The 24,953-nt window shown below is 50.3% G+C and carries 17 protein-coding genes; 15 read left to right on the forward strand and 2 right to left on the reverse strand.

Annotated elements, in window-relative coordinates; genetic code table 11:
* Nucleotides 1–472 precede the first annotated feature (472 nt).
* The 15 genes from PQI28_RS13400 (at nt 473) to PQI28_RS13470 (ending at nt 20,723) form a co-directional block, all read left to right on the forward strand.
* Nucleotides 473–2,263 carry a BglG family transcription antiterminator gene (locus PQI28_RS13400; RefSeq protein WP_339963600.1) on the forward strand — a complete coding sequence of 597 codons (1,791 nt, stop codon included), beginning with the start codon at nt 473–475 and terminating at the stop codon, nt 2,261–2,263.
* 96 nt (nt 2,264–2,359) lie between these two features.
* Nucleotides 2,360–3,772, forward strand: a complete 1,413-nt coding sequence (locus PQI28_RS13405) for a PTS fructose transporter subunit IIC (RefSeq protein WP_339963601.1) — start codon at nt 2,360–2,362, stop codon at nt 3,770–3,772.
* A 13-nt stretch (nt 3,773–3,785) separates the two neighbouring features.
* Nucleotides 3,786–4,244 (forward strand): PTS sugar transporter subunit IIA, encoded by a 459-nt coding sequence (locus tag PQI28_RS13410; protein WP_214816677.1) that lies wholly within the window; start codon nt 3,786–3,788, stop codon nt 4,242–4,244.
* Between the two features lie 62 nt (nt 4,245–4,306).
* Nucleotides 4,307–5,245 carry a type I phosphomannose isomerase catalytic subunit gene (locus tag PQI28_RS13415; RefSeq protein WP_339963602.1) on the forward strand — a complete coding sequence of 313 codons (939 nt, stop codon included), beginning with the start codon at nt 4,307–4,309 and terminating at the stop codon, nt 5,243–5,245.
* Between the two features lie 33 nt (nt 5,246–5,278).
* Complete coding sequence (locus tag PQI28_RS13420) at nt 5,279–6,163, forward strand: ROK family protein (RefSeq protein WP_339963603.1); 885 nt, start codon at nt 5,279–5,281, stop codon at nt 6,161–6,163.
* Nucleotides 6,150–7,100: an acetylxylan esterase gene (locus tag PQI28_RS13425; RefSeq protein ID WP_339963604.1), complete on the forward strand. Its 951-nt coding sequence runs from the start codon at nt 6,150–6,152 to the stop codon at nt 7,098–7,100. The genes PQI28_RS13420 and PQI28_RS13425 overlap by 14 nt, the downstream gene beginning before the upstream one ends.
* A 240-nt stretch (nt 7,101–7,340) precedes the next feature.
* Nucleotides 7,341–9,665: a glycoside hydrolase family 10 protein gene (locus tag PQI28_RS13430; protein WP_339963605.1), complete on the forward strand. Its 2,325-nt coding sequence runs from the start codon at nt 7,341–7,343 to the stop codon at nt 9,663–9,665.
* 144 nt (nt 9,666–9,809) lie between these two features.
* Nucleotides 9,810–11,132, forward strand: coding sequence for an ABC transporter substrate-binding protein (locus tag PQI28_RS13435; protein WP_339963606.1), 1,323 nt, complete (start codon nt 9,810–9,812; stop codon nt 11,130–11,132).
* A gap of 70 nt (nt 11,133–11,202) precedes the next feature.
* A complete protein-coding gene (locus tag PQI28_RS13440; RefSeq protein WP_214821029.1) occupies nt 11,203–12,138 on the forward strand; it encodes a carbohydrate ABC transporter permease in 936 nt (311 codons plus the stop codon).
* A gap of 13 nt (nt 12,139–12,151) precedes the next feature.
* The gene (locus PQI28_RS13445) at nt 12,152–12,976 is read left to right on the forward strand and encodes a carbohydrate ABC transporter permease (protein WP_339963607.1); all 825 of its coding nucleotides are present in this window, start codon (nt 12,152–12,154) and stop codon (nt 12,974–12,976) included.
* A gap of 21 nt (nt 12,977–12,997) precedes the next feature.
* Nucleotides 12,998–14,341: an FAD-dependent oxidoreductase gene (locus tag PQI28_RS13450; RefSeq protein WP_339963608.1), complete on the forward strand. Its 1,344-nt coding sequence runs from the start codon at nt 12,998–13,000 to the stop codon at nt 14,339–14,341.
* Complete coding sequence (locus tag PQI28_RS13455) at nt 14,338–16,830, forward strand: glycoside hydrolase family 38 N-terminal domain-containing protein (protein ID WP_339963609.1); 2,493 nt, start codon at nt 14,338–14,340, stop codon at nt 16,828–16,830. Before PQI28_RS13450 ends, PQI28_RS13455 begins: the two co-directional genes overlap by 4 nt.
* A gap of 24 nt (nt 16,831–16,854) precedes the next feature.
* A complete protein-coding gene (locus PQI28_RS13460; protein ID WP_214784484.1) occupies nt 16,855–18,513 on the forward strand; it encodes an ROK family protein in 1,659 nt (552 codons plus the stop codon).
* 9 nt (nt 18,514–18,522) lie between these two features.
* A complete protein-coding gene (locus PQI28_RS13465; RefSeq protein ID WP_339963610.1) occupies nt 18,523–20,031 on the forward strand; it encodes a DUF4127 family protein in 1,509 nt (502 codons plus the stop codon).
* A complete protein-coding gene (locus PQI28_RS13470; RefSeq protein ID WP_339963611.1) occupies nt 20,028–20,723 on the forward strand; it encodes an N-acetylmannosamine-6-phosphate 2-epimerase in 696 nt (231 codons plus the stop codon). Before PQI28_RS13465 ends, PQI28_RS13470 begins: the two co-directional genes overlap by 4 nt.
* Nucleotides 20,724–20,853: 130 nt before the next feature.
* On the opposite strand, the gene PQI28_RS13475 is transcribed toward PQI28_RS13470, so the two are convergent.
* Together PQI28_RS13475 and PQI28_RS13480 are read right to left on the reverse strand one after the other, a co-directional pair.
* Nucleotides 20,854–22,824, reverse strand: coding sequence for a hypothetical protein (locus PQI28_RS13475; protein ID WP_214784476.1), 1,971 nt, complete (start codon nt 22,822–22,824; stop codon nt 20,854–20,856).
* Nucleotides 22,825–22,842: 18 nt separating this feature from the next.
* Nucleotides 22,843–24,792 (reverse strand): McrB family protein, encoded by a 1,950-nt coding sequence (locus PQI28_RS13480; protein ID WP_339963612.1) that lies wholly within the window; start codon nt 24,790–24,792, stop codon nt 22,843–22,845.
* Nucleotides 24,793–24,953: the final 161 nt, after the last annotated feature.

Here is a 24,953-nt window from a genome sequence, read left to right on the forward strand (position 1 = left end):
TTCGTATTCCTAGGTTAGAGCGAGTATAAACGCTATTCTTCTCCTTTCTGTCGTTGTTACACCAATGCTTATCGCCTCTGTCACCTTACTCCCAATGTTATCGGAGATATCCCCTGGGCTTATGTGTGATAAGGGCGGTCGCTAGGCGGGAGGAATAGCGTTTCTTTCCTGCTGGCGTTGTATTAACCAGAGAGATGATACGAATGACCAGTTTTGGTGAGAATTCAACGATCTGTTTTTAATCTTCGTGAAAGTTGCAAAACATACGGCGTAAGCCAATCGATATACGCAAGAATATGGAGGTACAATCCCCTCCTGTTCTTGCGTTTTTTATGTTTTAAACGACGAGAAGTCAAGAAAAATGGATTAGGCATGACTCGTCCTTGAGATTCAAATCGTCAAAGAAATCTCTTGGCGTCTGAAATACTTGTGCTATGCTTTTGGTGGAAAACTGTCAAAGGTGGAATGCATGATGACGGAACGACAGCAAAAGTTACTCGCGTTATTACAACATAAAGAATGGATGTCGACGAAGGATATCGCATGGGCGCTCCATTGCTCGGAACGAACGGTCCGGACCGAACTGCGTGCGCTCGAGAAACTGTCCGATGTGCAGATCGAGACGAGTCGGGGGAAAGGGGTGCGGCTCCTTGAGAACCATTACGTCCCGAAGCAGGAGACGGCGCACGACGAGGGACGCGTCGAACAAATCCTCATCCGACTCTTGTTTGATGAGATCACGTCACCTGCCGCGATCGCCAGCACCTTCTATATCAGTGAGGCGACGGTCAAACAAGACATCGATACACTCGAACAGAGGCTGAAGGACGCACCCCTCACATTTGATCGCCGACATTGTCGCATCGATGGGGAAGAACTCGTCAGGCGGGAATGGTTGACCCAGCTCTTGGTAAAGACGCGTTCCCCTCAGGCACACGCGCAAGACGTAAGACTCATCGAAACGTTCCTGACGGATTGGGAACGAGAGGTCGACAAACAATATTCCGATACGGCATCCGAACTCTTGCAGGCACGCCTGCTCGCGTCGCTCAAACGGATGCGACGCCGCGCCTACGTGACCTTATCACCATCAGGGCTCGAGATGGCACGTGCGACACGCGGGTTTGATACACTGATGCGCCGGATGGATACGTTGGAACAATCACTCGGTATGAAGATCCCGGCAGAAGAGAGGGCTTATTTCATGCTGGCACTATCGGGCGCGCAAGAGTTCAATCCGTCCGAAGACCATGTGACGCCAGAAGTCGCACGAGCCGCCAACCGGTTCGCCCTCGCCGTGAACGGGACAATTTATGGGGGTGCCTTACAGCGGGAGTTATATCGGTCGCTCCTCGCCCACATCCGGCCGATGGTATATCGCCAACTGATCAAGGCCTATGTCGAAAACCCGCTCCTCGATCAAATCAAACGTCGCTTCACGGCCACCTACGCGGCTGTCTTGCGACATGCCTCGATTTTAGAGAGCGAGCTCGACCTGTATGTCACGGAAGATGAAGTCGGATTCTTGACGCTCCATTTCCAGACAATGCTCGAAGAACGTCGCCGTCAGGAGAAGAAACGGATCCTACTCGTCTGTACATACGGGATGGGGACGAGTAAATTGATTGCGGCACGACTCCACAACCAGTTTCACGACGCCATTCACATCGTCGGGTATTCGTCGCTGCGTGAGCTCGAGAAACAGATCGAACGGCATCAGCCTGACTTGATCGTATCGACGGTCCAGCTCGGAGAACGGGAAATTCCGGTCCATGTCGTATCCGCCGTTTTGACCGAGCAGGACGTGCACCAATTGAGACAGCTGATCGGGGTGAACGGGAACACATACGCGACCATCGCCTCACTCGTCGGACACGTTCAATTTGTCGATGACGTCCTGTCACGCGGTCATGCCTTACACGTATTGATGGAAACGGCACATATTGACGAACGCTATTCTGAAAGCGTATACAATCGTGAACGGAACGGCTCGACCTCGATTGGGCAGAGTGTCGCCATTCCCCACGGGGATCCTGAGCTCGCGACGACGAACCGAATCGACGTTCTCGTGTCGCGGACGCCGATCGCCTGGGGGGACGAACAGGTCCGTCTCATCTTTCTCCTTCAATTCCGAGATTCGGACCAAACCTTCTCGACCCATCTGTTCGAGGAGATTGCCGCATTGACGGAAAATCCAAAGCTCGTCCGAGAATTAGTCGAGTCGAGAGATCCGCGTGCCTTCCGTGATTTGCTGTTGCCGTAGTCAACGGCAAAACGTTATCTGAAACCCCTTTCATATTCGAGTAAAGTATACATGTAGCCAAGCACGGATCCATTCCATTTGAAAGGGGAAACCACTATGAAGATTGTTGCCATCACCGCTTGTCCGGTCGGTATCGCCCATACGTACATGGCCGCTGAAAAGTTGTCAAAGACAGGTGCGGAGCTCGGACATGACGTAAAAGTGGAAACGCACGGGTCAATCGGGATTGAGAACGGATTGACCGAACAGGAAATCAAAGAAGCGGACGGTGTCATCATCGCCGCAGACAAGGCGGTCGACTTGGACCGTTTCGCTGGGAAGCGCATCGTCGTTGTCCCGGTCGCTGAAGCAATCAAGCAACCGGCAGAACTGATTGAACGCGTCAAGACCGCTCCGATTCAAAAAGGAGCAACGAAGGACGTCAAGAAAGAAAAAGACGGGAACATCGTCTATCGAGCGCTCATGAACGGTGTGAGTCATATGATCCCGTTCGTTGTAGTCGGAGGTCTATTGATCGCCTTGGCGCTCGCTATCGGGGGGGAACCGACCGCGAACGGGTTAGCCATCCCGGAAGGTTCGGTCTGGCAGAAGGTGTTAGATGTCGGGGCCGCTTCCTTCATGTTCATGGTACCGATTCTCGCAGGGTATATCGCCTATGCCATCGCTGACCGTCCGGCACTCGCACCGGGTATCGTCGGTGGATACATCGCGGCGAATGGTAGCTTTTATGGGTCAGAAGCAGGGGCCGGGTTCCTCGGTGGAATCTTGGCAGGTTTCGCAGCTGGATATCTCGTCCGTTGGATCAAGACGTGGAAAGTTCCACAGATGATTCAGCCGATCATGCCGATTCTCGTCATTCCAATCGTCAGCATGGTCGCGATCGCGGCACTCTTCATCTTCGTCGTCGGCGCACCAATCGCCGGACTCATGGACGGTTTGACAACCATGCTTCAAGGAATGGAAGGATCAAGTAAGATCGTGCTCGGTCTGTTGCTTGGTGCCATGATTGCCTTCGATATGGGAGGACCGGTCAACAAGGTCGCCTTCCTATTCGGCGCATCGATGATTGCCGAAGGACAGACAGGCATCATGGGGGCGATCGCGGTCGCCATCTGTATTCCGCCGCTCGGGATGGGCATCGCGACATTCCTTCGTAAAAAACTATTCGTGAAAGAAGAGCAAGAGGCAGGAAAGGCAGCCTTCATGATGGGGCTAGTCGGTATCACGGAAGGGGCCATCCCGTTCGCGGCTGGTGACCCACTGCGTGTCATCCCGGCCAATATGATCGGAGCCATGGTCGGTGCGGCCATCGCCATCACGGTCGGTGTGACGAACAACGTTCCTCACGGGGGACCGGTCGTGGCGGTACTCGGTGCTGTCGACAACGTCATCATGTTCTTCGTGTCGGTACTCATCGGTTCGCTCATTACGGCGTTCACGACCATCTTCTTGAAAGAGCGTGCCCAGCGGAAAAATACAAAATCAGAAACCTTGAAACAAGTCAGCTAAGGGAGAGATTGAGATGAAACTGATGGATTACATGGAAACGTCACTGATCGAACTGGATTTGGATGTCACTTCACGGGAAGAAGCGTTCGATGTGTTGACGCGTAAATTGGAAGGTGCCGGCTATTTGAACGACCGGTTGTCGTACTTGGAGGCGTTGGAGCGTCGGGAAGCGCTCAGTTCGACCGGGATCGGCTTCGAAGTCGCCATTCCACACGGAAAAACGGATGCTGTCAAACGTCCTGTCATTGCGTTCGCAAAAGCACGGAACGGCATCGAGTGGGACAGTCTCGACGGGGAACCGGCCAAGCTGATTTTCATGATTGGGGTCCCAGAGGCGGCGGAAGGGGACGAACATTTACGGATGCTCGCCCTCTTGAGCCGGCGTCTCATCGATGATGAGTTTCGCCGTCATCTTCAAGAGGCGACGACGGTCGAGGATGTCATGGCACAACTTGAAACGGTACATGCGTAAACCGGTAGGACGCTCAAAGAGAGCGTCCTCTTGGTGTAGACATCGGAATGGGGGAATGAATCATGATCTTAACATGCACACCAGTCTTTCAGGAACGACTTTGGGGAGGGCGTAAGCTCGAGACGACGTTCGAGTATGACCTGCCACAAGGGAACATTGGCGAGTGTTGGGGCATCTCGGCCCATCCGAACGGGATGAGCGTCGTCACTTCCGGCCAATTTGCAGGGCACACGCTCGCTGAACTGTGGAAGGAGAAGCGTGAGTTGTTCGGCACTTACACGCTCGACAGCTTCCCGCTCCTCGTCAAACTGCTCGATGCGGCGGACGACTTGTCTGTCCAGGTCCATCCGAACGATGAGGAAGCGATGCGTCTAGAAGGAGAACCGTACGGGAAGACGGAATGTTGGTACGTCGTCGAGGCGGAGCCTGGCGCGGAATTGATTCTCGGGCACACGGCGGAGACGAAAGCACAGTTGGCCGAGGCGATTATGCACGGTGAGTGGGACACGTTGTTACGTCGTCAACCGGTGAAGGCGGGCGATTTCATTTTCGTACCGAGCGGGACGATCCACGCGATCGGGGAAGGGATTGTCATCCTCGAGACGCAACAGTCTTCGGACACGACGTATCGGGTATATGACTTTGACCGGACGGACGACGAAGGGAATACCCGTGCGCTCCATCTGGAACAAGCGATTGAAGTGACGACGGTACCGGATACACCGACAATCGTCCATCCGACGACGAAAGACGTGACGGGTGGGACGGTTCAGACATTGATTGAGACGGACGAGTTCAACGTCTATCGGATGGACGTCGCAGATGGCTTCATGCTCCTGCCACTGGACCGATTCCGACTTGTCAGCGTACTCGATGGGACAGGTATGCTAGATGGAGTACAGCTTGAGAAGGGCGACCATCTCGTCGTGACGGTGAGTGACCAACCACGCATCGTGACCGGTAGCATGGAGTTAATTGTAAGCGATTGCAATGTGAAGTGACCGTGACATCATTACTAGAAAGGGGAGTCATCTATGTTTGGAGCGATTGAATTAGGGGGGACGAAAATTGTCTGTGGCATCGGGACGGAGACAGGGGACGTCATCCGTCACGCGTCCATCCCGACGACGGACCCGGAAGAGACGATGGCAAGCGTGTTCGCGTTCTTTGAAGGAGAAACGATCGAGGCGCTCGGTGTCGGCACGTTCGGTCCGGTCGACTTGAATCCGTCGAGTGAGACGTATGGATGCATCACGACGACACCGAAAATAAAGTGGGCGAACTATCCACTCTATGACGTGTTGAAGGCACATTTTCAAGTTCCGATTGTGCTTGATACCGACGTGAACGGAGCGGCATTCGGAGAGATGGCGTTTGGCGGGGCGACGGATGTCTCGAGTTGTCTCTACATGACGGTCGGTACCGGAATCGGAGCGGGTGCCGTGATTGTCGGGGAACTCGTCCACGGGATGGGGCATCCAGAGATGGGGCACATGATGGTCCGTCGTCACCCGGATGATCTGTCGAACGGTGTCTGTCCGTATCACGGAGACTGTCTTGAAGGATTGGCATCAGGTCCAGCCATCGAGGCGAGACATGGCAAGAAGGCGCACTTGCTCGACCCGAGCAACCCGGCGTGGGACATCGAGGCGGATTATTTGGCACAGGCGCTCGTCAACATCGCTCTGATTCTCGCACCGGAGCGGATGATTCTCGGGGGTGGTGTCATGAAGCAGTCGCACCTGTTCCCGAAAGTGCGTGAAGCGTTTCGACAGAAGATGAACGGCTATATTCAAAATCCGTATGTGAATGAGTTGGAGACGTATATCGTCCCACCGACACTCGGTGATTTCGCCGGATTAAAAGGAGCCCTCGCCCTCGCCATCAAGAAAGGAGATGTCGTCCATGCCGGGCGTTGATGTGTCGGTCCGTGAGTTAGAGGCTTACCGCTCGAGTGTCACAATGCCGGACGACTTTGATCGATTCTGGGAACGAGAACTCGAGACGTTACGGGACATTCCGATGCAGATCGAACGGAATCCAATCCCTGCTTACGTCCGAAACGTCGAGATGGAGGACATCCGTTACTTGTCGCATGGGGCGCTCGTACACAAAGCGACGTTCATCAAACCGGCAACGATTGACCGCTCGCTCCCCGTCGTCGTCCTCTATCATGGCTACAATTGGAACACGCATGAGCCTCATATCGCCATGAAATATGTCGTACAAGGGATGGCCGTGCTGCTCGTCGAGACACGTGACCAAGGAATGGACCCGGAGCAGTCCGTGCTCATGCCATTAGGTGGTGCCGCCGGATGGATGACGCGAGGGATTTTCAAGAAAGAGACATATTATTATACGCGGGTCATGCTGGACGCGGTCCGAGCGCTCGATGTCGCCTTCATGCTGTCAGGTGCAAAATCAGCGATTGTCGAAGGGGGGAGCCAGGGTGGCGGCATTGCCCTCGGAGTCAGCGCCTTACATCCGAAAGTGAAGGCCGCATTGGTTGATATCCCATTCCTTTGTGATATGCCGCGAGGGGTCGAACTCGCGACGGACGGTCCGTACTTAGAAATCTCGCACTACTTCAAAGTACACGATCCTCTTCACGAGGCGGAAGCGAGATTGTACGACACGCTTCGTTATGTCGACGGGATCAATTTTGCGAGACGTATCACCTGTCCCGTCATGGTCGGGGTCGGTCTCTTAGATGAGGTCTGCCCTCCGTCGACAGGGTATGCGCTATTCCGTGAACTTTCCGGTGAGAAGGCGTTCCGTGTCTATCCGGAATATGGACACGGCCTCTCGAGCCGCCACGAGGAAGAAAAACTGAAGTTCATCGCCCCGTTATTGTGAGTACTCCGTCATTTTGACGGAGTTTTTTTCATTTTGGATGAACAAGTCAGACTTCATTGGCGTATTGGGACGAAGGAACTAGTCATTCATGCAGACAAACGTAAGACGGGAAGCTCTATTCTTAAAATGAAAATAATTTTCAATAAATCCCATAAAAGTAAAATGATTATTTTTACCTATCACCCTCTATGCTATGTTGTTTTTGTAAGCGGTTACTTACTAGAAGAGGGAGTGAATGGGATGAACAAACGTAACGTAGTTGGTACGGCACTTAGCCTCACGTTGTTGGGAAGTTTATTACCGATGCAAGGAGCGGCAGCTGAAGAGGTGATGAAAGTCATCGACGCCTCGGGTGACGAGATGCGTGTCGGAGGTGTCAACAAACTCGCGAACCAGCAGCAACTCATCATCTTCAACGATCAGTTCAGCTACTACACGGAGACGAACCCGGCGAGTACGGAAGTCGTGCTAGAGAAAGTCGGAATCAATACGTACACGGTAGCGGAGAAACGAGGCGGGAACAGTCCGATCCCAGAGAACGGTCTCGTCCTGTCGACGGGGAAAGACACGACGGAAGCGGTCGCTTCGTTCTTGCGTCAGCTCGAAGTCGGGGAGCGCGTCATGCTCGAGGAGCCGGTCGTCAAACAAGAAGAACGCACGGCGAACGCCGTCGACCCGACGCGAACTTCGAACCCGGACGGGGCACCGTTCGATGGATTCCGCGGTCCGGACCAGTTGATTGTCTATACGCCTGCATTCGGGGAGTCGACGAAGACGAACGTATATGGCTATGAGATCACGGTCGAGGATGGCTATGTGACGAAGCTTGGGGGCGGGAATTCAAGCATCCCAGATAACGGATTCGTCGTCAGTGGCCATGGTGTCAGCTCGGCATTCCTTTCAGGGAACAGCATCATCGGGGCGAAAGTCGACGTGACGGACGGGGTCGTCACGATCACACAGGATGTGGACAGCTATGCGTTCCAAAGTGAGAAAGCGATTGAGAAGGCTGAACAGTCGATTGCAAAAGCGCGTGCGGAATGGATTGACGTCCCGCTCGACTTGGCGGACGAGGCGCTCCGTTCCGCTCGGACATATTTAGATCAGGCTGATGGGGAGTCAGACCCGGTCATCGCCTTAGATGCGGTAAGGCAAGCGACGCAGCGTGCGTATGATGCCTATTATTACTCCATCGACTCCGGTGTCGCTGAGCAACGTGCGGTGTGGCATCGTCCGAAAGAATCGACGTTAGCAGGAGTCGAGACCGTCTTAGATCGAATGGAAAAGGCCGGGTTCAATGCGGTCTATCTCGAGACGACGTTCTGGGGATACCCAATCTATCCGAGTGCGGTCCAGGAACGGTATGGACTTCCCACCCAACACCCGAACTTCAAAAACGGTGATTTCGGCGAGCACGGCACCGACATTCTCGCCGCCTATATCGCGGAAGCGAAAGAGCGAGGCATGACGGTTCACGCATGGACAGATGGATTCATGGTCGGGGAAGCGAGCCTAGGTGTCCCATCTCAGTTCAAACAGTATCCGGAATGGGCCGCCGCACAACGGACGAATACGACCGGACAGCCGGCGCCGGACACGTCGAGCCGCTATTATTGGCTAGATATCATGCAGCCTGAAGTACAAGACTATATGCTTGCGCTCTATGAGGAGATGGAATCGACTTACGACATCAAAGGGTTGAACATCGATTACATGCGACTCCCCCATCATGGTTTTGACAAAGCGTATGGATTTAGCGAACCGACACGAGCGCTCTATGAGCAAGTGAGCGGCATCGATCCGGTCGATTTGAAGAAGGACACGCCGGAATGGGAGGCGTTCCAAACATGGGTACGCGAACGGGAGAATGAATTCGTCGACAAGTTACATGACGTCTCCAAACAAAACGATGCGAAGTTCATGCTGACGGCGACGCCGGAACCGGGAGCGGAAGAAGTATACATCAGTGACTGGAAAGACGACATCGATGCCGTCATCCCACAAGCATACGGGCATGACTTCAACAGCATTCAAAAGACGGTACAGGCGAGTAAGAAGCTGATGCCGGAAGGAACGATGTATTTCACAGGGATCTACTCGTTCTATCACCACTTGAACGAAGGTGCGGCGGTCGACGACGTCTTGTCAGCGAAATTTGGCACATCGGGTGTGAACATGTTCGCGTTCGGTCAAGCGAGCGCACCGTCCGTCGATGCGCTAGGGAAAGGTCCTTGGCGTGAAGTGGCCGTCAATCCGGGGGAGGAGCCACTCCTCGCCATCGAAGCCTTATTGAAAGACACACGGCGCGAGATGAACAGTCTGTATATGCCGAAACGGGCGATGGATAAACAAGCGGGGCGTGCGCTCGCCAAGGAGATCCAGCGTCTCGAGAAGGCGGCGAGACAGCAGACGCTCAACATCGAGGAAATCCATCGAATCGAGCAATCGTTAGACGTGATGAAAGAACAGGGGCAGATTGAGCTGGTTTTATATGACCGCTTACAATCACGGACAGCTGACATGAAACAATGGCTACAATACGCCATCGATCGCCAAGGGCTCTAACCATTGGACTCGTCTCTGAAAAGGGACGAGTTTTCGTTTAGAAAATTATTTTCATTTTGATTTTAGTATTGCAAATAGATTTCTAAGACGATATGATGAATTTGTGAAAACGCTTTCTATTTTATCTCGGGGAGGAAATGAAAGATGAAAAAACGTACGAAACAACTCGCGGCGAGCGCATCGATCGCTGCCTTGTCAGTCGGCTTGATGGCTTGTAGCAATGAAGAGTCTGGGAGCAGTTCGGCATCGAGTGACGGCGAACTGTCAGGGAAGGTGACGATGTGGACGGCCTCACTCGCAGGGGAGCCATTCGATTCGTATTTTGACGAGATTGAAAAAGAGTTTGAAGAGATGCATCCAGACGTGGATGTCGTCATCGAGGACGTGCCACAAAACGAGATGGAGCAAAAAGTACTGACATCTCTAACAGGTAGCGATGTCCCGGACGTCGTCAACTTGAACCCACACTACATGTCGAACATCGCAGCACAGGGCGGATTGCTCGAACTTGACGACATGTTGTCGGAAGAAGCGAAAACGGCTTACGTGGATGGTCCATACAAGTCTGGCATGTTCGAAGAAAAACTGTACGCCCTTCCTTGGTACTTGACGACGACGGTCTCTTGGTACAACGGGGACCACTTCGAACAGGCGGGAATCAAAGAAGTCCCGACTTCGACAGAGGGCATTTATGAAGCGTCAAAAATGTTGACGGACAAGACGGGCAAACCGGCGTTCTATCCGGTCATCAATGACGGAAACGCCATCATGGAGAAGATGGTCTCCATCGCAGGTGAACCGATTGTCGAGGACGGAAAAGCGACGTTCGCCGATAATGCAGACATCATCAACTACTTCGAGACGATGCAAAAAATGTATGACGAAGGGTTGATTCCGCAAGAAGCGGCAGAAGGATCAATCAAGACAGGCCAAGAACTCTATATGGCAGGCAATACATCATTACTCGAAGGAGGCGTCACATTCCTCGGACCGGTCGAGAGCGGCGCACCGGACATCTATGAAGTCTCAAAAGCAGGACAACCGCTTGAAGCGTCAGACGCACCGGTCAACGTTGCGGTCATGAACTTCGCCGTACCGGCGAAGACGAAGAACAAAGAGGCAGCGGTCGCATTCGCGGAGTTTGTCACGAACGCCGACAACCAACTCGAATTCGCGAAGACGGCAGGAACGGTTCTTCCATCAACGAAAGCATCACTCGAGGATGACTACTTCACGAACCCAGGTGACTCACCGAAAGCGCTCGGGATGATGGAAGCTTCGAAATCACTCGAACGTGCCGAGGTTCTCGTTCCACCGACTGAGAACAGTGCGGAACTTCGTGAGTCGACGAAGAACATCTTCGTTCAAAACTTGCAAGGAAAAATGTCAGGTAAAGAAGCAGTAGAAGCACTTGCGAAAGCTTGGGATGACGCGTTCGAGAAATCTGGAGAGAGCGTGACATTCTAAACGTTGAGAGCTGAATCAAAAGGAGACCCCTCTTTTGGTTCAGCTCGTTTTATTGGAAGGAGACCTGAAGATGAATAAAGAGAATATAGCACTCCCTGTATCGGTCACGAAAACGAAGGCCGTCAGACGGAAGAAGAAAAACCTCCTCACCCCTTGGCTGTTCTTACTCCCATCGATTCTCGTGCTCGGCACGTTCCTCGTCATTCCGATTGTCGAGGCGTTCCACTGGAGTTTGTTGGACTATAAAATCATTGCGGGGACTGGAGAGTTCGTCGGACTCGCCAACTTCAAAGAGATTTTTACAGATACGTCGTTTTGGCTCGCGTTATGGAACACGATTTTATTTTTGATCATCGTCCTTCCATTGAATATCTTTTTGCCAATGATTTTAGCAGTTCTCGTCAATCAGGCCATCAAAGGCGTCTCGACGTTCCGCATCTTGTACTACTTGCCGGTCGTCACGCCGATGGTCGTCGCCGCGCTCATGTGGAAGATGCTGTACTCACAGAGCGGACCGGTCTCGTCGATCTTCGTATCGCTCGGTCTGTTTGACAATCCGACAAACTTACTCGTTCAAAGTTCGACTGCCCTCGTCGCGGTATCCGCGATCACAGTGTGGAAAGGTTTGGGCTACTACATGATCATCTACTTGGCAGGGCTTCAATCGATTTCAAAAGATGTATACGAATCTGCTGAAATCGACGGGGCGAACGCCTTCCAAAAATTCTGGCGCATCACCGTGCCGATGCTGACACCGTCTGTCACGCTCGTGTCGGTCATGACAATTATCGCCGGGATGAAAGTGTTCGAAGAAATCGCCTTGACGACAGGTGGCGGTCCGGCTGGCGCGACCACGACGCTCGTCATGTACATCTACAACAAGTTCATGTCACTGGACGTCAGTATCGCATCCGCCGCTGGTGTCGTCCTGCTCCTTCTCGCCATCGGTGCTTCGTTGCTTCAGATGAAGTTGACGAGTTCGCGAGAAGAAGATTTACGGGCATAAAGGAGAAGTGAAGATGAAACGTAAACAAACGACACAAAAAATCATGCTGTATCTATTGATGATTTTCATTTCGGTCATCACGGTCGGACCATTCCTTATCACGTTGTTCATGGCACTCAAGTCGCCAGGGGAAAGCATATACGGGACGATCTATCCGACTGACCCGACACTTGTGAACTTCACTGATTCGTTCTCGAAAGCGAACTTTGGGCTCTACTTTTTGAATACGTTCATCGTGACTGCGATTGCCATCCCGTTGAACTTGCTCTTCTGTAGCCTCGCGGCATATCCGCTCGCACGGATGGATTTCCGGGGAAGAGGCGTCGTCCTCTCGCTCATCATCGCGACGATGATGGTCCCGTTCCAACTGTACATGGCACCACTCTTCCAACTCGCGGGCGAGCTCGGTCTACGCAATTCCTATATCGGCCTCGTCGTGATGCAGGTGGCGACGGCGTTCGGGATTTACTTGATGCGCCAAGCGTACTTGCGCATCCCGAAAGAGCTTGAAGAGTCGGCTTACCTAGACGGGGCGAACCGCTTCCAAGTCTGGTATCGCGTCGCGTTGCCACTCGTCAAACCGACGCTCGTCACATTGGCGATCTTCACGTTCATGGGGACGTGGGGCGACTACTTGTGGCCGCTCCTCAACTCGACGGAGAGCAGCATGTACACGCTCTCGATCGGATTGGCGCAACTGTCACAAAACTTCGACGGCTCGAACTTGAAACTGATTAGCGCGGCGTCGATTTTGACGACGATCCCGACACTGATTTTATTTATGGCGCTCCAAAAATACTTTATCTCCGGTGCGACAGACGGCGCCGTGAAAGGTTAAGAGAGAAAGGACGCGGAAGAGATGATTCACTACGCAGGACACGAAATCAAGGTAGTACGAGACGTCGGGTGTGTCGTCGTTGGCGGCGGGACGTCTGGCGTGACGGCGGCCTATACGGCAGCGAACGAAGGAATCGACACGCTTCTCATTGAAAAGACGATCGCACTCGGGGGGACGCAGACGAACGCGCTCGTCTCTCCGATGATGCCGACACACGTCCAGCCACGGGGCGTCAATCGTCACATTTTAGACCGATTGGAAGAACGCGGCGTCAAAACCGACGATGGGACGACGAATTGTCGGTGGTTCAACGTCGAGACGCTCACTTCGGTGCTAGATGAGCTGTTGGAACAGGTCGGATGTCAGGTGTTATACGATGCCGTCGTCATCGATGTGATGAAAGACGAGGACACGATCACCCATCTGATCGTCCAGACATGCGCCGGTCTCGTCGCAATCAAGACGCAGACGGTCATCGATGCTTCGGCGGATGCCGTCGTCGCACGTGTGTCGGGCATCCCGACAACTTCTGGTGACGAGAATGGACATAACCAACAGATGACGTTCCGCTTTGAGATGGGTGGCGTCGACCTCGCTCGCCTCAGAGCGTTTGTGCTCGGGCTCGGCGAAACGTTCTGTCAGATTGAAGACCCAGACTTTTTTGAAATCGTCATGGTCCCGGGGAAAGGGCATGTGCTCGAACCGTTATTCCGGGACGGGTTGGAGACAGGTGAACTCACGACTGACGACCTGAAATACTTCCAAGGATTCACACAACCGGGCAAACCCGGCGTCTTCTCCTTCAACTGTCCTCACATCCCAGGATTGACGGACACGACCGACCCGTTCGCCCGCTCCGAAGCGGTGCGCATTGGACGACGGATGATGCAACGTCTCAGCCGGTTCTTGGTCCGTCATTTACCCGGATTCGAGTCGGCGTTCTTATTAAAAGAAGCGACACAGCTCGGCATCCGTGAATCGTATCGGATTCAAGGACAATATGTCTTGTCCGAGACGGACTATGCGAATCGGGCCCGCTTCCATGACGCCATCGCCAAAGGCGACTGGTATGTCGATGTGCATCGTGTCAAAGGAGACGAGGCGTTACCGAAGAAATACACAGCGGGCGAGTACTATGAGATCCCGTATCGTGCCCTCATCGTGAACGAAGTGACGAATGTCATCTTTGCCGGACGACATATCTCGAGCACGTTCTTGATGCAAGCCTCCCTTCGGATTCAACCGACGCTACGAGATGTCGGGGAGGCGACGGGACTCGCCGTCGCACTCGCGTTGAAAACGAAAACGGCATTGAATGAACTCGACGGTGGGTTGATCCGGGAACGAATGGAGGTCCTCCAATGAAACAAGTGCATGTCTTGAATCATACGCATTGGGACCGGGAATGGTACGAATCGTTCGAATCGTTCCGCTTCAAACTGACGGAAGGGCTACGCTACGTCGTCGACCGGCTACAGGCCGGACAATTCGATAACTTCTTCTTAGACGGACAGACGATCGTGCTCGACGATTACCGGGAAGTGGTCAGTGCAGACGAATATGAACAGCTCGTCGAGTGGATCCGGGCAGGGAAAATCGAGGTCGGACCGTGGTACTTACTCGCCGACGAGTTTTTAGTGGCAGGAGAGTCGCTCATTCAAAACTTGAAGATTGGGACGAAGATGGCACGCCAACTGGGATCGAAACATGATATCGGCTATTTGCCGGATACGTTCGGACATATCGGACAGATGCCACAGATTCTAGAGCAGTTCGGGATTGGTCACGCTATCCTCTGGCGTGGCGCCGTCTCAGATGCATTCGAGAATACGTGGATCGCGCCGAACGGATCGCACGTCAAGACGTTCGTCCTGCCTTTGTTCGAAGGCTATTATCAGACGTTCTTAAAGCACGAGGCATTTCAAAAAGAGATGGATGACTATTTGACACGTAACGAACCGTTCGTGAAAAGTGGTCATTACCTCGTCATGAACGGGGCCGACCATACGTTTACGGCACCTGACATCAAGGGCCGGCTCGATGACATCAATTTGCCAATCCGTCAATCACTCATGTCCGATTACACGGACGCGGTTTCGACACATCGTCCGACCGCCACGATACACGGTGAACAGCGGGACCCATCGAAAATCTTCATCCTACCAGGTGTTCTCTCGACAAGGACGTATCTGAAGCGGGACAATCAACTCGTTGAAGATGAAGCGCTCAACACACTCGGATTTTTGAACGCATTCCTCGGCACCGAGACACGAAATGATTCATTCCGAGAGTATGTGTGGAAACTGATTTTACAAAACCAACCACACGACAGCATCTGCGGATGTAGCATCGATGCCGTCCATGACGAGATGGAGACACGTACGGCACGTGCACTCGCTGCCATGAGACAGTTCGAACAGACGCAACTCGACAAGCATTATCCGGCACCGTATTTTGGTGAAGGATATAACGATCAACTCGTGGTGATCTCGACCGTCCCGATTGAGCGGACGCTCCCGGTGGAAACGACGATTCGCATTCCGAAACGACTCGACCTCGGACAGATCCGCCTCAGCATGAATGGGCGACCGATTGAGGTTGACGTCTTGCGCCGGGAAGAGAAGGAAGTGTTTCTACGACACATTTTGGCAGAGCCGCATTACGATGAGTATGTCGAATATGACGTCGTCTTTTCAATACCGGTCGAAGGGGCAGGAGCCTATGTGTGCGAGATTGAACGGATTGAAGCAGAAGTCGCACGGCCCGACCGAACAGATGACGCCATTGAGAATGCGTTCGTCAAAGTCGAAGTGGACGATCAAGGCTTAACGATCACAGATGTAGAGACGGGGACGCGATATCCAGGACAGCATGTCTTCTACTCGAGTCTCGATGCAGGAGACACATATAACTATTCACCACCACGTGAAGACCGTTTGACGAAAGCGACGCTACGCCATGCCACGGTGGAGCGTGGTCAAGCCCATCAAACGATGCGTCTCGAATATGCGTTGACGGTCCCCGCATCTTTGGATGATTCACGTCAAACAGGAAGCGAACAGATGGTGACGATGCCGATCACGACGACGGTCACACTTTATGAACACGACCCGCTCATCCGCTTCAAGACGACGGTAGATAACAAAGCGCAAGATCACAAGCTCCGTGTCGCCTTTGATGTCGGAACGTGCGAAGTCACGACAGCGGACACGGCGTTTGATTGGAACGAACGGAAAACGATGCGGGACAAGCGATTTGATGCCGGGAAAAATGAAGAGTGCGTCATGGCGCAAGCACCGACCTATTCGTTCGTTCAGGCGAATGCGCACACCCTCGTCCATCGCGGTTTGCAAGAATACGAAGTGAGCACATATGACGGCCGAGACGTCGTGGAGCTGACGATGCTCCGAGCGGTCGGCTGGCTGTCACGACGGGACTTGCGCACGCGAGGAAACGGGGCAGGACCAGGATTTGAAGTGCCGGGTGCACAATGTCTGCGAACCGACACGTTCGAATATGGACTCTTGTTGAACCGGGAGAACGAGTCGGCGACACACATCACGAGCTTCCGTCGACGACCGATTGTGCATCAAACACGCGCAACGACACCGAAGCATTGGTTCACAATGACAGGTGGCGTCTTCTCGAGTGTGACAGGAATTGGACCGAATGTGAGTGAGATTCGTCTATTCAATCCGACGACCGAGCGTGTTTCGGTTACCATGACGTTCGCACAACAGGTAACATTAGAGAGAGTAACGTTAACAGGAGACGTCATCGAACGAGTGGGCGAAACGTTCACGGTCCGACCGAAAGACATCGTGACGATCCGGGTGACGAGCGAAGAGAAATAGACTTTAACGAAGAAGGTGACAAAGATGAGAAAATTCGTAGCGCTCGACATTGGCGGGTCGTTTATCAAGTACGGTGTGTTGACGGAAGATGCGATCTTTATCGAAAAGCACGAGAGTATGACCGAGGCCAATCAGGGCGGGGCTCACATCTTAGAGAAGGTGACGGGATTCATCCGTGACTTGCAGACGCGTCACGACGTACAAGGCATCTGCATCTCGACGGCAGGACAAGTCGATTCGAAAGAAGGGATTGTCGTCTATGCTTCGAAATTGATTCCGGCCTACACGGGCACGCGATTAAAAGAAACGTTAGAGGCGACGTTCAGTCTGCCGGTCGAGGTCGAAAACGATGTGAACTGTGCCGGACTGGCCGAGTCATGGATTGGGAGCGGCAAAGGAGCGAAAAGCTTATTCTGTCTGACAATCGGAACAGGAATCGGAGGCAGTTACATTCTCGACAACAAGCTCCATACGGGACATAGCTTCAGTGGGGGTGAGATTGGATATATCCCGATCGAAGGATATGCGTTCGAAGAATTGGCGTCGACGCGTGTCCTCATCGAACGTGTCGAGGCGAGAACGGAACAGACGGGACTGAACGGGAAAGACGTGTTCGAGATGGCACATGCGGGTAATCCGATTGCCATCGAAGAAATCGACCGCCTCGTCTATTACTTGTCAAAAGGGATCGCGACGGTGACGTATATGATGAACCCAGAAAAAATCATCATAGGTGGCGGAATCACAGCGCAAAAAGACTACCTGTATCCTCGCATCATGAAGCAACTGGCTGCCGACATCATCCCGGCCATCTTAGAGAAGACGACGATCGAGATTGCCCGGAACTTGAACAACGCAGGCATGATTGGGGCGCTTCGTCACTTCTTGCTCCAGGAATCGATGCGACCGCTCCGGAGCATTACGACGATCATCGAGTCGAACCATCATCGTTTCACGAAGCGAGAACAGCTCGTCGCAGACTTTATCATCCAGAACCTCGAGGCCGTTCCGAACAAGACGATCACGGAGATGTCTCGTCAGATCAACGTCTCGGAAGCGACGATCACCCGTTTTTGTCAAAAGCTCGAATTCGGGTCATATAACAAGTTGCGTCTACTCGCCAAAGAGGCCACCGTCAGCAATCGCTACTACGGTCCCTCGAATATCGATGGGCTCGATGATATCAATGAAGCGTACTTCATGATGATGAAGAAATACGAGTCGTTGTACGACCAAAAAGCGATGAATCGACTGAAGGAAGTGCTTGAATCGACGAACCAGGTCGTCTTATACGCGACGGATGAGTGGTCACCGCTCTTACCCGCCATCAAGACGAAGCTCCTCGAGTTCGGCGTCATGACGGACGGATTCTCGGGCGCGCAAGCGATTCAATTGTCAAAACGGGCGATTCGTCCAGAGACACTCGTCATCGGGCTCAGTCGCGATGGCTACAGTGAGGAGGTCATCGACGGATTGACGCACGCGAAGCGAATCGGTGCCGTCACGGTCGGTCTATCGACACAAAGCGATTCACCACTCTTCTCTGTCTCCGACGTCCGCTTGACCGTCGCCTCGACAGAAAACGCGAACGTGACCTCGATTCGGGAAGTGGCCCTCTTTTATCTATTAGATGTCATCACGCACACGGTTCGGGTGGAAGAGCCGAGCAGTGAGACGATTTGAGGTGTGACGATGAAAATCGTATATGTACCGATTGATGAACGACCATGCAATGTGGATGTGGTGCAGCGCATTGTCGGAGTGACCGACGAGGTGACGCTGCTCACGCCACCCGATCATTTATATGGATACAAAAAAGAAGCAGCCGACCAATTGGGGATGCGGGAGTGGGTGCGCAGTGTCAACGACTGCGACGCGCTCGTCCTCAGTGCGGACATGCTTTGCTATGGCGGGCTATTGCCGTCACGTCTTCATCATATGACCGTGGCGGACCGCGATACGTTCATCGCGTGGATGCGAACGCTTCGGCGTGAGACGGAGGCACCGCTCTATGTTGCGACGATGATTATGCGCACGCCGAAGTATAGCTCGGATGACGAAGAACCAGACTATTATGGACAATTTGGTGCGGAGATCTATCGACGCGCCTGGTTGCAGGACCGAGACGAACGGGACGGGTTGACCATGGAGGAACAAGACGAACTCGCGAATTTGAACGAGTTGATCCCGACTGAGTATATCGTGGACTACGAGACGAGACGTGCGTTCAACCGATCCATCAACGAGGCGATGATTCAACTCGTTGAGGAAGGGGTCATCGAACGATTGTTCATCCCGCAAGACGATAGTGCCGAATACGGCTATACATCGATTGACCAGACGGACGTATTACGACAAATTCAAGAGCGGCGTGTCTTCACGAACGTCCATATGTATCCGGGAGCGGATGAAGTGGGCGCCACGATGGTCGCCCGAGCCTTTTTGGACAAGCGAGGAACAAAGCCGCGTGTGTATCCGATTTGGAGTAGTGTCCTCGGTCCGACGTTGATCCCGATGTATGAGGACCGACCGTTCATCGAAAGTATGTATGCCCACCTGGACGCGATTGGACTACATCTCGTGGAGACAACGGAAGAGGCAGATCTTGTTCTGGCTTATAACGTACCGGGACGCACGATGCAAGAATCGTGGGATCAAGACGAGCGTGATGTGACGTACACGAGTTTTCGTCACATGCGTCAATTCGTCACCAAGATTGAATCTGCGCTTACGCAAGGGAAACGAATCATCGTCGCCGACAGCGCCTATGCTAACGGCGGGGATCAAGAGTTGATCATGTGGCTCGATGCGTTGAATCTTCTCGAACAGTTGGATTCTTATAAAGGTTGGAACACGAACGGGAATACGCTCGGGACAACGCTTTCTCAAGGTGTGTTTGCCCAATTCGGGAAACGAGAGCGGATTCGCGAGAACGTCCTCTATCACGTCCTTGACGATTTCGTCTATCAAGCGAAAGTTCGGATGAAGATGACCGATACCGTGTTACCAGAGTACGGAGCCAACTATTTCGATTTAGGTGGACATGCCGCAGCGATTTCGCAAGAACGCGATCAGATGATGACGGAAGTGGCGCGATATGTGATTCGTCATTCTTTCAAAGAAGCATGGACATTCAACACATCGGCACCTTGGAATCGTATGTTCGAATGCCGATTAGAGTTTGGAGGAACAACCCAATGATTGAACAATTAAGAAGTCAGTTGATCGTGTCCTGTCAGGCGCTCCCGGATGAACCGCTCCACGGTTCGGTCATCATGGCCCGCATGGCTGTTGCCGCAAAAGAGGGTGGGGCGAGCGGGATTCGCGCGAACGGGATCGAAGATATTCAGGCGATTCAAGCTGTCGTCGATTTACCAATCATCGGCATCATCAAACGGGAATACGATGGTTCGGATGTCTACATCACACCGACAATGGAAGAAGTCGATGCGCTCGTATCGGCAGGTGTCAATTTGATTGCGCTCGATGCGACACAACGGCAGCGCCCAGACGGTTCGACAATTGCGACATTCTTTCCATTAGTAAGAGAGAAATATCCGAATCAACGCTTTATGGCGGATTGCGCCACATTGGAAGATGCTGTCCGTGCCGAACAGCTGGGCTTTGATGTCGTCGCACCGACGCTCTATGGGTATACCGCTGAGACAGCTGGCAAGAAAGTGTATGAAAATGATTTTCAATTTTTAAGGGAAATGGTGCAGATCGTCTCGATTCCAGTCATTGCGGAAGGGAACGTGATCACACCGGAACACGCGCGACGTGTCCTTGAACTCGGAGCACATGCGGTCGTTGTCGGTGGCGCCATCACAAGACCGCAACAGATTGCGAAGCGGTTTGTGGAAGGGATTTCACAAAAAAGTCAAAAAATATAACAAAAAAGCATAGTTGTTTGGTGATTATACACCAAGCATCTATGCTTTTTTGAGTATTATTAAGTTGAAAAAGAGAAAAACAATTTCAATAGTATCATCCACTCTAATGTATTGATTTTTATATGTCTGTTTAAGTGATTTTTCTCCCTAGCACATCTGTTTCATACACTTCTCCGTGAAAATTCTTTCCACACACCTGACAATGAACATCCCAATTGTTTTCGACTTGCTTATTATAGTTCCCATGCGCATACTTCAGCAGTCGCATGTATAGTAAATGGTCCGGATGATTCTTTTTGAATTTACATACGTTGTCGACCCACACTTCCTGACAAGTGCAAATATACGTACGTTTGTATCCTTCATCTATTCCTCTTACAATCATGCCGCATGACGGGCAATAACCGATATTACCATTATACTGATGAATGATTCGTTTCATATAAGTGGACAAATGATGTGTCTGTCCAGGAGCTATATTGAAATGAGAGTACGTATAAGGCGTTCCATTACTGTGCTTAATATTTAGATTGTAGACATTAAGGGAAGCTGCACTATGGACAAGAGATGCACTTTTTATTTCATAAGGAGTTTCTTTAAAATCGTTCAAATAACGCTGGCAAGAATGTTTTAAATCGTGACTGATTTTTAGTTTGACATGAGGACTACCATAAGGTTTATATTTAGCATCGAGTGTATGACGAATAATCGATTGCGTTCTACGATTAAAAAAAGAAATCAAGTAGTCAGGACGTCGATCATTTCCTTCATTTGACTGTAGATTCGGCTCGTAATCGATGGCGATGCAGTCCTTCGTGTCAAGGTGTTCAAAGATAATACGGAGATTACGTAACGTACCATATGTGTTGTGCCAATTGAATAAGAGTCCAGTGATTGAATCGGCTGGGAGAAATCGTAGGCGTATACATTCCGCATAAATTTGCAACAGTGTCCAAATCTCGAATAGATACGGCGAACGAATCATCGACTCAACAAATTGTTGCTTTTCGATGGTGAATTTAGGAATCAAGGCTAGTATGTCTTCGAAACATTCGAACGTTTCGCGATAACGGGGTTCATGTAAAAATAAATGTGTTCCTTCTATTTCAATCGGAGAAACATTAAACAAAGATGTTGAATTCGTGAATGGTTGTAGCGAGTCAATCATTTCGTTGAGAAGATTAATTTTTTGATTCGCTATGGAGAGTCGGTTCATCACGTCTAGTAATTTCTTTTGCATATTATAAATGATTTTTGAGTATTCACTTTGCGATGGGAGAAGAAAATCCCGCTCTTCTTTTTCATTTTCAAGTAACTCTTTCCTTCCGAGTTCTACTCTCAGTGTATTCCTTAGGAAGGAAAGGATTGTGTCAACCATCGTTCGGATCATTTGATGCTCGATGATGTCGTGTGAAGCTTCGACTACCTCGACATTGATTTTTGGTTGACCCATTCCTGCTTGGTAGGCTGCCATTGTTCGAGGTGTCCATCGCTTGATTTGATTTTTTGTTGATTTCCCAGGTGCACGAGTTAATACTTCAGCTGGGGAGTCAACAATGGTATTGAGTGTATGTTTGAACTGATTGACTAGATCGTACAAATCATCCAACGGAAAAGAATGGGTCGGACCTGTTTTCGTGACACCCTCTGATTCATGCGGTTGTGTGTTGAAAGCGAGTAGTAAATCTTGCACTTCAGCCTGCATGCGCTCGTATTGATGTAACGTCAGGGTGACAGGTGTAACAATCAATTTCTTGCAAGCAATTAGATGACGATCGACGTTATAGGCCTCTATTTCAAATTGACCACATACGTTTAATCCAAACTCTGCATCACCCGATTGCATATACCATAAATTCTCATCATTGAGTGAGCGAATAAAAGTAGACTTAGGATATTCTTTAAGGCGTACCGAGTATGCTCCTGCAATCTCAACGCCAATATGGAGATGCTTTCCTTTATACATGCTGTATTCTTGAAAATAGTATGTCTCTCCTGATTTTGAAAGTTCATTGATTTTACGAGTCGGAAGTCGGAGAGCGGGAAACGTTGACGTATTACCTTCTCCTTTGCTAGAGAACTGTATATTGAATAGTTTCATCGATGTCTACTCCTATTCTTATTTGAAAAAGTTGACGTGTCGACTATCGTTATACATCTGCGAGGCACGCTGCGCGCTCTCTTTCAATTTTTTTTCGCGTAGTCTATTGGTAAAGGACTCAAAAGCATCGGTTGCAGCAGGATATTGACTTTTTGAAAAGTTGATGCGGGGCAACAATTTTGAGAGGACAAGCTGATTCAACGTACGTTCAGATGTATGCGCTCCAATGCGCAAATAGTTTATAAGCTGCTTCTTACCACGTGAATTTAGTCGTGCATTCGGAATCATCTGTAATATATCCGAACATTCGATTAACCATTCAACATCATGTTTGACGTCTTCTTCTGATGATATAGGAGTCGTGAATGATTCTAAGTCGATTTCAATTCTACCTGTGAGCGTTGAGGACTCAAGTGTCGTTTGTTCATCAGCGCTAGGAGATTGTTGTGTAAGTTCGATGATGAAGCAACGATCAATCACCTTAGGACTAAGCGGTTTGACGGTATGGTCCATATTAATTGTTCCAACAAATCTTACGTTTGATGGAATCTCGATTTCGTAAGGGTATCGAAGTAGTTCTTTAGCGTTTTGATATTGTTTTCTATCCTCCGTAGTGGGGTCATCGATGCAATCATAAAAATCTATGAATTCTCTGGCCTCTTCATAATAACGCGGTGGGTAGAGTGGAATCGGATTATTTAGTTCCTGACTGCTCAAAATTTCGGCGAAATAATACTCCACGTGAGCTAAATTCATTTCATCTAGACAAATTAAATAAAGACTATTAGATTCCTTTGCAGCTAAAAGTGAATCAAGGAATGGGGTAGGTACGAAGGAGCGCTCGATTGCATTAAAGTAGCCAAATAAGTCCATCTTATCCGTCCAACTGGATTGAACAGATATAAAATGAGCAGTGGCTTCCTGAATCGCGTCAGTAAATGCTCTTACCAAACTGGATTTCCCTGTCCCGGACGGTCCGCTTAGCACAACGAGTGTATTAGTTTGAAGTGCTCTCAAAAATGTTTCGATCACAGACTTATCGTAATATAAAGATTCCTCACGGTCACAATAAAATAGAGTTTGAAGTGTTTCGACGATTGTATTGGGATCCCATTGTAAAATTGGTTTTAAGTAATACTCGTCTTCTCGTGCTTTCGGTTTCGAATGGATTTTAGAAAGGATGTTGTAGAATTGTAAATCACGCGAACTTAGCTTGTTTAGTTCTTTTTGATGTTCAATCTGTTGTTTGGATATTTCTTTTTGGTAGCTTTCTTTTAAAATAGACAACTCGTTTTCATAATCTTTTTGAACTTTTTGTAACTCATCTTTCAACGAATCTTCTTTTATGCTGAGTTGTTTTTGTGCCTCTTCATTCTTCTTCTTTAATGTTTCAATTTTTTTAATCTCATCTTTGAATAAAGAATTACGGTATTCACTAAATCTTGAAAACAGAACGGCTTCTAGATCGGTCCCAAAAACCTGTTCTGCAACTGACGCTAAAGACTTACCTCCATTTAGAAGTAAAATGTCATGAAATGATACTTTTAATGGAGATATATCTTTCGAAGGAATCGTGAGTAACTGATGCCTATACTCGCGATACGATTGATAGGTGTAATTACTTTCGTACAATTCACCTTCTTCTACTCTGACTTCACCATGGAAAAATGCTGTTATTTCCCAATCTCGATTCGGTGATAATGGGGACTTGCAACCGATTAATCCATTTTCGGTCATTTCCATGATATGAGCCGTTATTTGAACTTTGCCATCGCCTATTTTTGTTTTATTGGTTACACGAAAAATTATTTTAAGGCCAAAGATATTATCTTGTGTGATTTTTTCATAAAATGCTTTCGTCTCTTCTTTTGTAAGGTCTCGATTTTTGAGTTTCTCAATTAATTCATGGTTGAATTCTAGCCATTCTCGAAGATTGGTTGGTGTGTTAATTGGTCTCTGAGTTGTCATAAGGGAATCCAATCCTTTCTGTTAGTGGAGTAATAATTAAATATCAAAAAAACACATGGTAATTTATACCCAAATCCAAAAGTGACAACTCTATAATCAAACTCCTTATTAAATAAAAATAGTGCACAGGTCAAAAATTATTAATATTCATTACTAAAGCA

The organism is Exiguobacterium sp. USCH10 (genome assembly GCF_037619445.1).
In the GTDB taxonomy this organism is placed as follows: domain Bacteria; phylum Bacillota; class Bacilli; order Exiguobacteriales; family Exiguobacteriaceae; genus Exiguobacterium; species Exiguobacterium aestuarii_A.